Source organism: Bradyrhizobium agreste, assembly GCF_016031625.1.
GTDB lineage: Bacteria > Pseudomonadota > Alphaproteobacteria > Rhizobiales > Xanthobacteraceae > Bradyrhizobium > Bradyrhizobium agreste.
On the sequence record NZ_JACCHP010000018.1, the window covers coordinates 39648 to 53974 of the forward strand.

At 65.6% G+C, this 14327-nt stretch carries 10 protein-coding genes; 6 read left to right on the plus strand and 4 right to left on the minus strand.

The features are described from left to right. Positions 1-57 precede the first annotated feature (57 nt). The 5 genes from HZZ13_RS24915 to HZZ13_RS24935 all read left to right on the plus strand — a co-directional run bounded on the left by HZZ13_RS24915 (position 58) and on the right by HZZ13_RS24935 (position 7780). A complete protein-coding gene (locus tag HZZ13_RS24915; RefSeq protein WP_197962147.1) occupies positions 58-1170 on the plus strand; it encodes an NADH:flavin oxidoreductase/NADH oxidase in 1113 nt (370 codons plus the stop codon). Between the two features lie 169 nt (positions 1171-1339). After that, entirely contained in the window at positions 1340-1747 is a 408-nt protein-coding gene (locus tag HZZ13_RS24920) for a hypothetical protein (protein ID WP_197962148.1), read from the plus strand. A 284-nt stretch (positions 1748-2031) separates the two neighbouring features. Then, entirely contained in the window at positions 2032-3231 is a 1200-nt protein-coding gene (locus HZZ13_RS24925; RefSeq protein ID WP_197962149.1) for an efflux RND transporter periplasmic adaptor subunit, read from the plus strand. After that, positions 3228-6395, plus strand: a complete 3168-nt coding sequence (locus HZZ13_RS24930) for an efflux RND transporter permease subunit (RefSeq protein ID WP_197962150.1) — start codon at positions 3228-3230, stop codon at positions 6393-6395. The genes HZZ13_RS24925 and HZZ13_RS24930 overlap by 4 nt, the downstream gene beginning before the upstream one ends. Before the next feature lie 191 nt (positions 6396-6586). Next, a complete protein-coding gene (locus tag HZZ13_RS24935) occupies positions 6587-7780 on the plus strand; it encodes an ABC transporter substrate-binding protein (protein ID WP_197962151.1) in 1194 nt (397 codons plus the stop codon). Positions 7781-7990: 210 nt separating this feature from the next. On the opposite strand, the gene HZZ13_RS24940 is transcribed toward HZZ13_RS24935, so the two are convergent. The 4 genes from HZZ13_RS24940 to HZZ13_RS24955 all read right to left on the minus strand — a co-directional run bounded on the left by HZZ13_RS24940 (position 7991) and on the right by HZZ13_RS24955 (position 12651). Then, on the minus strand, positions 7991-8377 hold the full coding sequence (locus HZZ13_RS24940; RefSeq protein WP_197962152.1) for an MAPEG family protein: 387 nt from the start codon (positions 8375-8377) through the stop codon (positions 7991-7993). An 89-nt stretch (positions 8378-8466) separates the two neighbouring features. Next, a complete protein-coding gene (locus HZZ13_RS24945; RefSeq protein WP_197962153.1) occupies positions 8467-9549 on the minus strand; it encodes a lipocalin-like domain-containing protein in 1083 nt (360 codons plus the stop codon). Next, positions 9539-12001, minus strand: coding sequence for an FtsX-like permease family protein (locus HZZ13_RS24950; RefSeq protein ID WP_197962154.1), 2463 nt, complete (start codon positions 11999-12001; stop codon positions 9539-9541). Before HZZ13_RS24950 ends, HZZ13_RS24945 begins: the two co-directional genes overlap by 11 nt. Beyond that, positions 11998-12651 (minus strand): ABC transporter ATP-binding protein, encoded by a 654-nt coding sequence (locus HZZ13_RS24955; RefSeq protein WP_197962213.1) that lies wholly within the window; start codon positions 12649-12651, stop codon positions 11998-12000. Before HZZ13_RS24955 ends, HZZ13_RS24950 begins: the two co-directional genes overlap by 4 nt. A 145-nt stretch (positions 12652-12796) precedes the next feature. Here HZZ13_RS24955 and HZZ13_RS24960 point away from each other — a divergent pair, with 145 nt between their 5' ends. Then, entirely contained in the window at positions 12797-14122 is a 1326-nt protein-coding gene (locus HZZ13_RS24960; protein ID WP_197962155.1) for an MFS transporter, read from the plus strand. Positions 14123-14327 lie beyond the last annotated feature (205 nt).

Sequence of the window (14327 nt, forward strand, 5' to 3'; positions counted from 1 at the left end):
CGCGCGTCCCTCACTACACTCTCATCAATGTCCCTCGTCCCCCCGGAACTCCCCTGCATGAGCGCCCTGTTTTCCCCGATCAAGCTGCGTGGCCTGACCCTGAAGAACCGCATCGTGGTGTCGCCGATGTGCCAATATTCGGCCGATGACGGCGTCGCCACCGACTGGCACTTCACCCACATCAACAATCTCAGCCTGTCGGGCGCCTCGATGTTCTGCATCGAGGCGACGCATGTCGAGGCGATCGGCCGCATCACGCCGGGTTGCCTCGGGCTCTACAGCGATGCCTGCGAGGCCGCGCTACACCAGATCCTCACCTCGGTGCGCAAGCATTCCTCCACCGCGATCGCGATGCAGCTCGCTCATGCCGGCCGCAAGGCCTCCAGCGCGCGGCCCTGGGACGGCGGCCAATTGATTCCGGAAGGGCAGGGCGGCTGGCAGACGGTGGCGCCGTCGGCGGTGCCGCACAAGGAGGGCGAAGCCGCCCCGCTGGCGCTGGATGCGGCAGGCTTGACGCGCATCCGCGAGGCTTTCGTAGATTCGACCAAGCGCGCCGCGCGGCTCGGCATCGACGCCATCGAGGTGCATGGCGCGCACGGTTATCTCTTGCATCAATTCCTGTCGCCGATCTCCAACAGGCGCACCGACGAATATGGTGGCAGCCTCGCGAATCGCATGCGCTTTCCGCTGGAGGTCTTCGACGCGGTGCGCGCCGCGTTCCCCGCGGACAAGCCGGTCGGCATGCGGGTGTCGTCGACCGATTGGGTCGAGGGCGGCTGGGATCTGGCACAGACCATCGAATTCGCGAACGCGCTGAAGGCGCGCGGCGTCGACTGGATCGATGCATCCTCCGGCGGCGTCTCGCCGTTGCAAAAAATTCCGCTCGGGCCCGGCTATCAGGTGCAGTTTGCAGAGACGATCAAGCGCGAGACCGGCCTGCCCACCATCGCCGTCGGCCTGATCACCGAGCCGAAGCACGCGGAGGAGATCGTCGCGTCGGGCAAGGCCGACATGGTCGCGCTCGCCCGCGGCCTGCTCTACGATCCGCGCTGGGGCTGGCACGCCGCCGCCGAGCTGGGCGGGGTGGTCGAGGCGCCGCCGCAATATTGGCGCTCGCAGCCCTCCACGCAGAAGGCGCTGTTCGGCAAGACCATGTTCGGGGCGCGATGATTGCGCATCGCCTGGTGGTGCCCCACTGCGAGAGGAGCCAGGCCTGCACCAGACGTAGAGGTTGCGGCCTGTGATGTCAGGGAGCATAGGAGCCCTAACTCCCCCAAGCTTTCGCGTGCCTCAAATCTGGCCTAACCTATCCGCACTCAACGCCTCGCGGAGGCCGGCCATGCGTTTTCGTTTTCGTAAAGCGGCCCATGTGTTCGAGCGCGTCGGTCTTGCCATGGCGGGAGCCGCGTGCGGATTGTTCGTCGGCGCCTATGTCGGATCGGCGATCCCCACCCTCACTACGCAGGGCTTCCTGCTGCTGATGATGCTGCTCGGCGGCATCGGCTTCTATCTCGGCATCGACACGCCGCAGATGCCTTTCGACGATGCGCACAGCCAGATCGACGCCGCCGAGCTCATGAGCGCCGCCGGCACGCTCTCCGCTACGCTCACCGCCTTCGCCTCGGTCGCCGTGATCGTGCTCCGGCTCGATCCGCACATGGCCTGGACCTGGATCGTCTTCGTCGGCTGGATTGCCGGCGTCGCCATGCAGATCGTCGCCGGCGCCAAGGCCCGGCTTCGGAAGTAGCTCTCTCGGTCTTGATGGGCCCGCCCGAAGTGGGCATCTCGAAGGATGGCAGCGGGAAAAGCTCTCAATCCGAGAGCCCGGTCCATAACGGCAGGATTGGCTTATCTCAACTGCCTTGCACGGCATCGTCTCCCTCCCTGTCAACCCGTCATCCGGTCAGGGCACCGTTCGAAGCATTGCCCGCGCATTGGTCTTGAAGAGTTCATCTTTGCATCCCATCTTGCAGCGCCCGCAGGTAGAAGCGTACCCTGCATTTTCTGCGGCTTTGATGCGAGGACCTGGGGATGAGCGGACCGGACGGAAGCAGGCAGTTGATCAAAAGCCACGATTTTGTTCAGGTCAGCGCAATCGCCGGGCTTCTCGCCGCCGCCTTCGCCCTGTCCGGCTGCGACAAGCCGGCATCGCAGGCTGCGGCTCCGCCAGCGCCGCCAGTGACGGTCGCCCAGCCCGTCAAGCGCACCGTCACCGATTGGGACGAGTTCACCGGCCGCTTCGAGGCGGTGGAAGAGGTCCAGGTGCGGCCGCGGGTCGGCGGCTTCGTCAACTCGGTCGAATTCCAGGACGGCGCCATCGTGCGCCAGGGTGACCTGCTCTACGTGATCGACCCGCGCCCGTTCGAGGCGGTGGCCACTCAGGCGGAGGGCCAGTTGTCCGACGCACGGGCGAGAGTGGAGCTTGCCAAGCGCGAGCTCGATCGTGGTCTCAATCTGGTGCAGACCAGCGCCGTCTCCGAGCAGGTCGTCGATCAGCGCCGCCAGGCCCTGCAGGCCGCGCACGCCGCCGAGATGCAGGCCGAAGGCGCGCTGAAGGCTGCCAAGCTCAACATCGAGTTCACGCACGTGGCAGCGCCGCTGACCGGCCGCGTCAGCCGCCACCTCGTCAGCCCCGGCAATCTCGTGCAGGGCAGCGACACCGGCACCTCGACGCTGCTCACGTCGATCGTCGCCCTGGATCCGATCTACATCTATTTCGACATGGATGAAGCGACCTTTATCAAATACAGCAAGCTGTGGTTCGAAGGACGGCGGCCAAGCTCTCGCGATACCGCGAACCCGGTGCAAGTGACTCTCGCCGGCGAGACCAAGCCATCGCACGAGGGCACCGTCAATTTTCTCGACAACCGGCTGGACGTCTCGACCGGCACGCTGCGCAGCCGTGCGGTGGTCAAGAATACGGATCTCTCGATCCTGCCCGGCCAGTTCGGCCGCGTCCGCCTGATCGGCAGCGCGCCTTACGAGGCGTTGCTGATTCCGGACGTTGCTGTTGCGACCGACCAGTCCCGCAAGATCGTGTTCGTGGTCAAGCCTGACGACACGGTCGAGGCCCGCCCCGTGGTGCTCGGTCCGCTCGACGACGGCCTGCGTGTGATCCGTGAAGGGCTGAAGCCGGACGATCGCATCATCGTCAACGGCATCCAGCGCGCCCGCGTCGGCGCCAAGGTGGCTCCCCAGACCGCGCAAGCGCCGGCCGGTGCCAAGCCATGAATTTAGGCCGTCTCTCCATCAACCAGCCCATTTTGGCGATGGTGCTGTCGATCGTGCTCCTGATCGTCGGCGCACTCGCTTACACGACGCTGCCGGTCTCCGAATATCCGCAAGTGGTGCCGCCGACCGTCGTCGTCACCACGCAATATCCCGGCGCTTCCGCGCAGACCGTGTCCGACACGGTGGCCGCGCCGATCGAGCAGGAGATCAACGGCGTCGAGGATATGCTGTATCTGTACAGCCAGGCCACCTCGAACGGCCAGCTCACCATCACCGTCACCTTCAAGCTCGGCACCGACCTCGACAAGGCCCAGGTGCTGGTGCAGAACCGCGTTGCGATCGCGCAGCCGCGCCTGCCCGAGGAGGTCCAGCGCAACGGCGTCACCACGCGCAAGAACTCGCCCGACATCCTGATGGTCGTGTTCATGCTGTCGCCCGACGACACGTTCGACCAGCTCTACATCTCCAATTACGCGCTGCTGCAGGTCCGCGACCAGCTGTTGCGCATCGACGGCGTCGGCGACATCCAGATCTTCGGCGCACGCGACTATTCGATGCGGCTGTGGCTCGATCCCGACCGCATCGCCAATCTCGGCCTGACCTCGACCGAGGTGCTCGCCGCGATCCGTGCCCAGAACGTGCAGATCGCCGGCGGCCAGATCGCCGAGCCGCCGATCGCCGACCGGGCCTTCCAGCCCAACCTCACCTTCACCGGGCGATTGAAGGACCAGAAGCAGTTCGAGGACATCCTGATCAAGGCCGGTGCCGACGGCCGGGTGGTTCGCCTGCGCGACGTCGCCCGCATCGAGCTCGGGGCGCTGGCCTATTCCACCAACAGCTTCCTGCTGCGCAAGTCGGCGGTCGCGATGCTGGTGACGCAGCGGCCGGGCTCGAACGCGCTCGCGACCGCAAAGAACATCTCCGACACCATGACGAGGCTCAAGGAGAGCTTCCCGAAAGGCCTCGACTACAATATCGGCTACAACCCGACCGAGTTCATCGCGCAGTCGGTCCATGAGCTGATCAAGACCATCTACGAGGCCATGCTGCTCGTGGTCATCGTCGTGCTGGTGTTCCTGCAGGGATGGCGGCCCGCGATCATTCCGATCATCGCGATCCCGGTCTCGCTGGTCGGCACCTTCGCGGTCATGGCGGCGCTGGGCTTCTCCATCAACAATCTGACCCTGTTCGGGCTCGTGCTCGCGGTCGGCATCGTGGTCGATGATGCCATCGTCGTGGTCGAGAATGTCGAGCGCCATCTCGAGCACGGCCTCAGTCGGCGCGATGCCGCGCTGAAGACGATGGAGGAGGTCGGCGGCGCGCTAGTCTCGATTGCCCTGGTGCTGTGTGCCGTGTTCGTCCCGACCGCGTTCCTCGGTGGGATTTCCGGGCAATTCTTCCAGCAGTTCGCCGTCACCATCGCGGTCGCGACCGCGATCTCCTGCTTCTGCTCGCTGACGCTGTCGCCCGCGCTGGCCTCGCAGATCCTCACGCCGCACGAGGAGAAGAGGCCACCGGCCGCATGGAACGTGATCGCGCGGGCGTGGGGTGCCTTCACCGGCGTGTTCAACCGTCTGTTCGACCGGCTCTCGCACGGCTATGCCGGCCTCGCCAATTTCGTCATCCGCCATTCGGTGGTGATGCTGCTGTTCTATGTCGTGCTGATCGGCAGCGCCGGCTGGCTGATCGTGACCACCCCGCAGGGCTTCATCCCGGCGCAGGATCGCGGCTACGTCATCATATCCGTGCAACTGCCGGGCGCTGCATCGCTGGCGCGCACCACCGAGGTCGTGCGCGAGATCGAGCGGATCTCGCTGGATACGCCGGGCATCGTTCGCGTTGCCGCCTTCGCCGGCTTCTCCGGCGCCACCCGCACGCAGGCCGGCAACGCGGCGGCGCTGTTTCCGGTGTTCGACGAGCCGGAGGTACGGCTGAAGAAGGGCCTGTCCGCCACGGCCATCACGGCCGAGCTGCGCAAGCGCCTGTCCGCAATCCAGGGCGCCTTCGTCATCGTGATTCCGCCGCCGGCCGTGCCCGGCATCGGTACCGGCGGCGGTTTTGCCATCCGCGTCCAGGACCGTCAGGGCCGCGGGCCCGAGCTGCTCGCCGCCGCCACCGACGAGCTTGTCGCCGCCGCGCGCAAATCGCCCTCGCTGCTCGCCCCCTCGGTGTTCTCGCCGTTCACGGCCAACACGCCGCAGCTCTTCGTCGACATCGACCGCACCAAGGCGCAGAAGCTGGGCGTGCCCATCTCCAACATCAACGACACGATCCAGACCTATTTCGGATCGACCTATGTCAACGACTTCAACCTGTTCGGCCGTACCTATCACGTCACCGCGCAGGCCGACTTCCCGTATCGAAAAGAACCGAGTGACCTTGCGCGCCTGCGCACGCGCAATGCTTCCGGCGACATGGTGATGCTCGGGAGCGTGGTCGAGTTCAGGGACGTCTCGGGACCCGACCGCGTCGCGCGCTACAATCTCTATGCGGCGTCCGAGCTGCAAGGCGAGCCGGCGCCGGGCACCAGCTCGACCACCGCCCTCAATGCCATCAAGCAGCTCGCGAACGACACCTTGCCGAGCGGCTTCACCTTCGAATGGACCGATCTGTCCTATCAGCAGGTCACCGGCGGCAACGCCGGTCTCTACGTGTTCCCGATCTGTGTGCTGTTCGTCTATCTCGTGCTCGCCGCACAATATGGCAGCTGGACATTGCCCTTCGCGGTGATCCTGATCGTGCCGATGTGCCTGCTCGCCGCCACCATCGGCGTGCGCATCATGGGCCAGGACGTCAACATCCTGACCCAGATCGGCTTCGTCGTGCTGGTGGGACTGGCGGCGAAGAACGCGATCCTGATCGTCGAGTTCGCGCGCGACATCGAAAACGAAGGCAAGCCGCGGCTGGAGGCCGTGATCGAGGCCTGTCGCCTGCGTCTGCGGCCGATCCTGATGACCTCGTTCGCCTTCATCCTCGGCGTCTTGCCGCTGGTGATCTCGACCGGCTCGGGCTCGGAGATGCGCCAGGCCGTCGGCGTCGCCGTGTTCTTCGGCATGATCGGCGTCACCCTGTTCGGCCTTCTGTTCACGCCGATCTTCTATGTCGTGGTGCGGAACCTGGCGGAAGGGCGGCGCGACAAGAAGCCGGAGGCGGTGGCTTCGTAAGTGTTGATGGTGACCGCCGGCATACCCTCACTCACGGTGTCGTCCCCGCGAACTGCGCGCGCCCCGGGACGACACCATTTTGGTCGCCACCCTCCATACTAACGACCAATACGAAATGGATGTGCGCACGCTGGGTTCTTCACTACTATCCGCGCGATTTCACAACAGAAGACTGCTGGGAGTTAAAAAGAATGAAATCAGTCCTTTTGGCCGCTGTCGCAACCTCTGCCCTGCTACTGGCCGCGCCCGCTTCCGCGCAAGGCGTCAAGATCGGTATCCTCAACGATCAGTCCGGCGTCTACGCCGATTACGGTGGCAAATGGTCGGTCGAAGCGGCCAAGATGGCGATCGAGGATTTCGGCGGCGAGGTGCTCGGCCAGAAAATCGAGCTCGTCACTGCCGACCACCAGAACAAGCCTGACCTCGCAAGCTCGATCGCGCGGCGCTGGTATGACGTCGAGAACGTCGACATGATCACGGAGCTGACGACCTCCTCGGTCGCGCTCGCGATCCACGAGCTCTCCAAGGAAAAGAAGAAGATCGACATCGTCGTCGGCGCCGCGACATCGCGCCTGACCGGCGATGCCTGTCAGCCCTACGGCTTCCACTGGGCCTATGACACCCGCGCGCTCGGCGTCGGCACTGGCGGCGCGCTGACCAAGGCCGGCGGCGACACCTGGTTCTTCCTCACCGCGGACTACGCCTTCGGCTACGCGCTGGAGAAGGACACCAGCGAGATCGTCACCGCCAATGGCGGCAAGGTGCTCGGCTCGGTGCGCGTGCCGCTCAACTCCTCGGACTTCTCCTCCTTCCTGCTGCAGGCGCAGAGCTCGAAGGCGAAGATCGTCGGCCTTGCCAATGCGGGCCTCGACACCACCAACTCGATCAAGCAGGCGTCCGAGTTCGGCATTGTCTCCGGCGGCCAGAAGCTCGCCGGCCTCCTGATGACGCTTGCCGAAGTCAACGGTCTCGGCTTGCAGGCCGCGCAAGGCCTGGTGCTGACGGAGGGTTATTACTGGGATCTCAACGACAAGACGCGCAATCTCGGCGAGCGCTTCCTCAAGCGCACGGGGCGGATGCCGAGCATGATCCACGCCGGCACCTATTCGGCGACGCTGAGCTATCTCAAGGCGGTCAAGGCCGCCGGCACCAAGGATCCGGATGTCGTCGCCAAGAAGCTGAAGGAGCTGCCGGTCGACGACGACTTCGCGCAAGGCGGCAAGGTGCTCGAGAATGGCCGCATGGTCCACGACATGTATCTGTTCGAGGTCAAGAAGCCCGCGGAATCGAAGAAGCCCTGGGACTATTACAAGCTGCTCGCCACCGTCCCCGGCGACAAGGCCTTCTTCACCGCGAAGGAAAGCGGCTGTCCGCTGACGAAGTAGGACAAAGCCGCGCCACGCATTCCGCTGTCGTCCCGGGACAAGCGCGCCTCAAGCGCGCGCCGATCCGGGACCCATAACCACAGGCAGGCGTGGTTACGGGGACTCGGAGTGATCAGCTCGCGTCACGACATCTTCCTGTGGTTATGGGTCCCGGATCGGCGCTTACGCTTGTCCGGGACGACACCGAGTATGTGTCCGCAGCTCGGCCCCTCACACCATCCGCAACACCACCGCCCCCACCGCCCCGACCCACAGCGCGATGGCGGCGAGCGCCTGGATCGCGAAGCCGGTGCCGCGCTTGGCCGCGGCTTGCGAATAACCGACGAAATAGACGATACGGCCGATGATCCAGATCGCGCCCATTCCCGCCGCGATGGCGTCGCTGATATAGATCGCGAACAGCCAAAGTGCCGGCAGGACGATCGGCATCCATTCCAGCGTGTTCATCTGGATACGGAATGCGCGCTCGAAATCCGGATGGCCCGACATCGCAGGAACCTTGACGCCGGTCTTGGTGCGCGAGCGCGAGACGTTGATGGCGGTGAAGAAATAAAACGCGATCGCCAGCAGCGTGACGAGGGCGGTGAGATGATACATCGCGAATTCTCCCAAAGCGTTTTCGAGCGAAGTGGATACCGGTTCGCGTAAAGAAAACGCGTCAAAATAGAATCCAGAGAAACCGCGCTTCAATAGCCGGTCAGCTCGAGATAGCCAACGCCGTCATGCGTGCCGGCAAAGTGGATCGGTCCCTCCCAGTACGAGAAGCCGGTCCCCATCCAGGCGTTCGGATTGAGCGGCTTGCACAGCACCGAGAATGATCGCGCGGGGATCGCAATCTGCCATTCCACCGGCAGCTTGCGTCCCGCGACTTCCGCCGTCGCCTTTGGCATCATCTGGATGTCGCTGCCTGCAATCATCTGCGTCTCGCCGCTGGCGCTGATCCAATTGCCGAACGGATAGTCTCTGCCGTCCTTCTGCCGCAGCCGGTACAGCATCAGCTTGTCGCCGGATGACAGATGCAGCGACAGCCAGTCCCAGCCGGTCTGGTCGGCATCCAGCGGCTGGCTGCTCCATTCCCGGTCCATCCAGGCCTGGCCCGAGACGTCGACTGCCTTGTCGTCGATGCTGAGCTCACCGCGTGCGCGGTAGAACGGCTGGCTGTAATAATACGACGCCTGGCCACGCTCCGACTTGCGGCTGTAGCCGCGATCGCCCTGGAGAACGACCGGCCGGTCGGCCTCCAGCGTCAGCGCATAGCTGAAATCGGTGCTGGACGCCTTCAGCGACAGCGGCGCCAAAGCGCGATCGTCGGGGCGCTCGAGACCCTTCATCTCCCAATCGTCGATCCATGCATCGAACGGCTTCGCCGTCACGCCGGCTTGCCCAACGCCACCGCGTGAAAACGTCTCGGAGAAGCGGTGGGTGTCGGCGCGCGTCACCGCAGCATGCGCCATCCACACCTGCTGATTGGCCCAGCCTTCGCCTTGCGGACCCGGCTGCGCCGCCTGGCGGAACAGCGTCCATTGCAGGCCGCAAGGAGCGCCGCTCGCGTCGACGAGGTTTGCCGTGAGGTACCACCACTCGATACGAAACTCCGGATGCGGTCCGTGATCTCCGGGAAAGGTGAACGCCTTTCCCGGCGTCACCTTCGCGAAGCCATCGGCGGTCTCGCCGAGCCCGGCATAGCCTTGCGCACTCGCACGACGTGCCAGCGCGAGGGCGGCGATGCCGCCCGCAAAGCCACGCCGCGATATCTTGTCAGCGCTCATTGGCAAACACCTTGACGAGGTTTGCCGGCTGCATCCGCGCCAGCCGCAGCATCGGCAGCAGCGCGGCCAGCAGCGAGGCGAAGAGCGCAACCGCGACCAGCTCCACAAGCTGCAACGGGAAGAGGTGGAACGGCAGCCGCCAGCCGAATGCTTTCACGTTCACGATGGCGATGAGGCACCAGGCGACCACCAGTCCGAGCGGCACGGCCAGCAGTGCCGTGAACAGCGCGACCGAGAGCGTCTTGGTCAGCTCGATCGCGGCAAGGCGCGGCCGCGTCAGGCCGATCGCCCACAGCGGCGCAAGCTGCGGCAGGCGCGAGTTGGCCAGCGTGAGCAGGCTAGTAAGAAGCGCAATGCCTGCAACGCCGAGCGTGAAGGCGTTCAGCGCCGACGTCACCGCGAAGGTACGGTTGAAGATACGGATCGATTCCGCCTTCACCGTCGCCTGGTCGGCAACGCTGCGGTCGTCGAGCCCGAACTGCTTCTGCAAGGCCGCGATCAGGCCGGGGATATTGTCCTTCGCGACGATCAGGCCAATCCGCGTCTGCGGCGTCTGCGGAAACTGCCGGATCAATGCGGCGACGTTCACCGTGAGCTGCCCCTTGGGGTTGCCGTAATCGGCATAGATGCCGACGATGTCGAGCTCCCAGCTCCCGCCCGGCGCCGGCACCTCGACGACGTCGCCAATCTGCACGTTCAGTCGGCGGCTCAATTGCTCGCTGATGAAAGCAGCATTGCCCGGCACCAGCCGGGTCCAGGCGCGCGGCGCGCTGTCGAGCAGCGGCCAGCGCTCACGATAGAGCGCGTGATCGGGCAGGCCGAGCAACTCGACCGGCTGGCCGCGCACCAGCGCCTCCGCGCGCCCGCCCGGGAGGATCGCCTGAACATCGCTGCGATCCCTCAGCCAGTTGCGGATCGCCGTACCTTGCGGGTTTTCGGAGGCGCTGATGTAGACATCGGCCGCGAGCCGCCCGTCGAGCCAGCCAATGAAGGTGCGGCTGAAGGTCTCCACCATGGTAGAGACTCCGACATTGACGGCAAGCGCGAGCAGCAGCGCCATCAGCGCCAGCGACAGCCCGGAGAGCTGCTGCCGGCTGTCCGCCCAGAACCACAGCGCGCGCGGTCCGCGCGCGGTGCGCTGGCCGACGAGCAGGATGATGTCGAGGAATGCCGGCAGGATCAGGGCCGCGCCGAACATCAGTGCGGCGAGCACGCCGAACCCTGCGATCAGCGATTGCCCGTAGTGGAGCAGCAGCAGCGCGACCGCGAACACGGCACAGGCCGCACAGCTCTGCAGGATCAGCCAGCGGCGTTGCCGCTGCTGCCAGGCGCCCGGCTGCGCCGTCGCCAGCACCGGCATCCTGATCGCCTTGATCAGGCTGGTCGCCGCCGCCACCAGCGCGCCCGCCACGCTGATGCCGATGCCGGCGAGCCACCATTCGGGCCGAAGGCTGAGCTGCCCCGGGATCTGCGCGCCATAGAGCCCGCGCAGCGAGGCCGCGACATCGGGCAGCAGGGCGGCTGCGATGAAATAGCCGCAAGCGAGCCCGATCAGGCCTGCGACCAGCGCCAATGCAACCAGCTCGATCACCAGCACCGTGTTGACCAGTCGCGCCGAGGCGCCGCAGGCGCGCAAGGTGCGCAGCATCGGGAGCCGCTGCTCGAAGGCAAGGCCCACGGCCGAATTGACGATGAACAGGCCGACGAAGAACGACAGCAGGCCGAAGGCGGTGAGGTTGAGATGAAAACTGTCGGTGAGACGCTCGAGCTCCGTCTCCGCATTCGGCTCGATCAGCTCCAACTGCTCGCCGACGACGCTCGCGAGCGGTGCGGGCTTGCTCCTCGGCTTGCCGATCAGCAGCCGCGAGACCTGGTCGGGCTTGCTCAGCAGAAGCTGTGCCACGCCGATATCGACCACGAGCACATCGGGTGTGAGCTGCGGCTGGACGCGCAGCGGGGGCAGCTTTGCGCCGCTGCTGATCGCCGGGGCCGCGCCTTCTGCTTCTTGCAAGCCTCTCAGCGTCTCCCGGGCCACCAAGGTCTGGCCGGGCGGAGCAACGAAGCTGCTGAGATCCGCGGCACCCAGGCGCGGCGCATTGCCGACATCAACCGGCAGCGTGACCGGCTCGATGCCGAGCAGCCGCACCGAATGTCCGCCCACCTGGACACGTCCCTCTACCACCGGCGACACCGGCCAGCCGGCGCGGCGAAGTTTGACGAACAGCTCTTGGGAAAAGGTCGCCGCATTGGGAGCGACCAGCATCGCCGTGCGCACGCCGCCGAACGTCGCTGCGGCGCGGTCATAGGCATTGCGGGCCTGCTGATTGATGGCCTGCACCCCGCTCCACAGTGCGGTCGCGGCGATCAATCCGATGAGCAGCGTCGCGAATTGCATCTTGTGGCGCCGCCAATGGCTGAGCAGCACGGCGAGAACCCAGAGCGCGCGCCTCATGAAATGCGCCCCGCATGCAACGTGAGATGACGGTCGAGCGTGGCAGCGAGATGCAGGCTGTGCGTCACCATCAGGAAGCCGCAGCCGGTGCGCGCGACGAGGTCGCGCGCCAGCGCCAGCACCTCCTCGGCGGTGGCTTCGTCGAGATTGCCGGTCGGCTCGTCCGCCAGCAGCAGCGAGGGCTTTGTCGCCAGCGCACGGCCGATCGCGACCCGCTGCTGCTGGCCGCCTGATATTTGCTCTGGATAACGTTTGAGCAGGCCGCCGAGTCCGAGCCGCTCGACAAGCTCTTTGGTCCAGGCCGCATCATGCCGGCCGGCGATCCGCGCCTGGAAGGCGAGATTGTCCGCGACGGAGAGGCTCGGGATCAGGTTGAACTGCTGAAAAACCAGGCCGATGCGATCTCGCCGCAGGCTGGCCCGTCCCGCGTCCGAAAGCTTGGTGAGCTCGATGTCGCCCAGCCGGATCGAACCGCCATCGGCGGCGTCGAGGCCGGCGATCAGGTGCAGCAGCGTGCTCTTGCCGCTGCCGGATTCACCGGTCAGCGCGACGCGCTCGCCAGCCCCGAGGTCAAGGTCGACGCCGCGCAGAACGTGGACCGGTTCGCCGGGCGAGGAGAAGGTCTTTGAGAGGTTTCGGATGCTCAGCACGATGATGGCGCGGGACGGAATGAACGGAATTGCTGCGTAGCACACCTGATGCGGAAATGCCGGGGTTGCGTTGGCCCTGAAGCCGCTGTTAGCTTCCAAGACGGCCAAATCAAAAAAGTGCCGAAAAAGACATACGGGGAGAATGATGAGCGCTCAGGGAACGCCGAATGTGGCGGCTAAGACCACCAAAACGCCAAAGGGCGCCTGGACTGTTACATTTCTCCTCTTTCTTTTCATGGTGGTGAACTTCGCGGACAAGATCGTCGTCGGTCTCGCCGGCGTGCCGATCATGACAGAGATGAAGCTCAGCGCCGAGCAGTTCGGCCTGCTCGGGTCCTCGTTCTTCTTCCTGTTTTCGATCTCGGCCATCGTGGTTGGCTTCATCGTCAACAAGGTGCCGACGCGCTGGGTGCTGCTGACACTGGCGGTGATCTGGGCGGTGGCGCAGTTCCCGATGGTCGGCACGGTCTCCTTCACCACGCTGTTGATCTGCCGCATCGTGCTGGGCGCCGGCGAAGGCCCGGCCTTCTCGGTCGCCGCGCACGCCATCTACAAATGGTTCCCCGACGAGAAGCGCACGCTGCCGACCGCGATCCTGTCGCAGGGCTCGGCCTTCGGCGTCATCCTGGCGGTGCCGGCGCTGAACTGGGTCATCGTCAACCATTCCTGGCACTACGCCTTCGGCGCGCTCGGGGTCGTCGGCCTGATCTGGGTCGCGGCCTGGCTCGCGCTCGGCAAGGAAGGCCCGCTGGAGGATACCGAGGTCCTGGTCGCCACCGAGCCGAAGATTCCGTACGTGCAGCTGCTGACCTCGCGCACCTTCCTCGGCTGCGTGATCGCGACCTTCGGCGCCTATTGGGCGCTGTCGCTCGGCCTCACCTGGTTCACGCCCTTCATCGTCAAGGGGCTCGGCTTCTCGCAGAGCCAGGCCGGCTTCATCTCGATCCTACCCTGGGTGTTCGGCGCCACCATTGTCATCCTCACCGGCTGGATCTCGCAGGTGATGATGGCACGCGGTTACACCACGCGGGTCTCGCGCGGCGTGCTCGGCTCGGTGCCGCTCATCGTCGGCGGCCTGATCCTCGCCGCGATGGCGCATGTCGAGGGCGCCGGCCTGCAGATCGCGCTGCTCGTCTTCGGCTCCGGCCTCTGCGGCGCGATCTACGTGGTCTGCCCGCCGATGCTCGGCGAGTTCACCCCGGCCTCGCAGCGCGGTGCAGTGATCGCGATCTACGGCGCGCTCTACACGCTGTCAGGCATCATCGCGCCGAGCGTGATGGGCACCGTGATCCAGCGCGCCGGCAGCATGCTCGACGGCTACCTGACCGGCTTCACCATCAATGCGGTGGTCATGATCGGCTCCGGCGTCATCGGCCTGCTGCTGCTGTGGCCGAATACGGAGAAGGCCAGGCTGACGCGTGGCGCGGCGGCGCAGCGCACGGCGCTGAAGGGCGCGGTGTCGCCGACGTAAGTGGCGGCACTCTCTAACCCTCCCCTGGAGGGGGAGGGTCGATCGCGCGCAGCGCGAGCGGGGTGGGGTGATCTCTCCACTTGGGCACTGTTGGATGGGGAGAGACTGTCACCCCACCCCGTCTCACATTTCGCTGCGCTCCATGTGAGCCGACCCTCCCCCTCCAGGGGAGGGTAATGCCGCGCTAGCTTGCCAAACCCTGCGG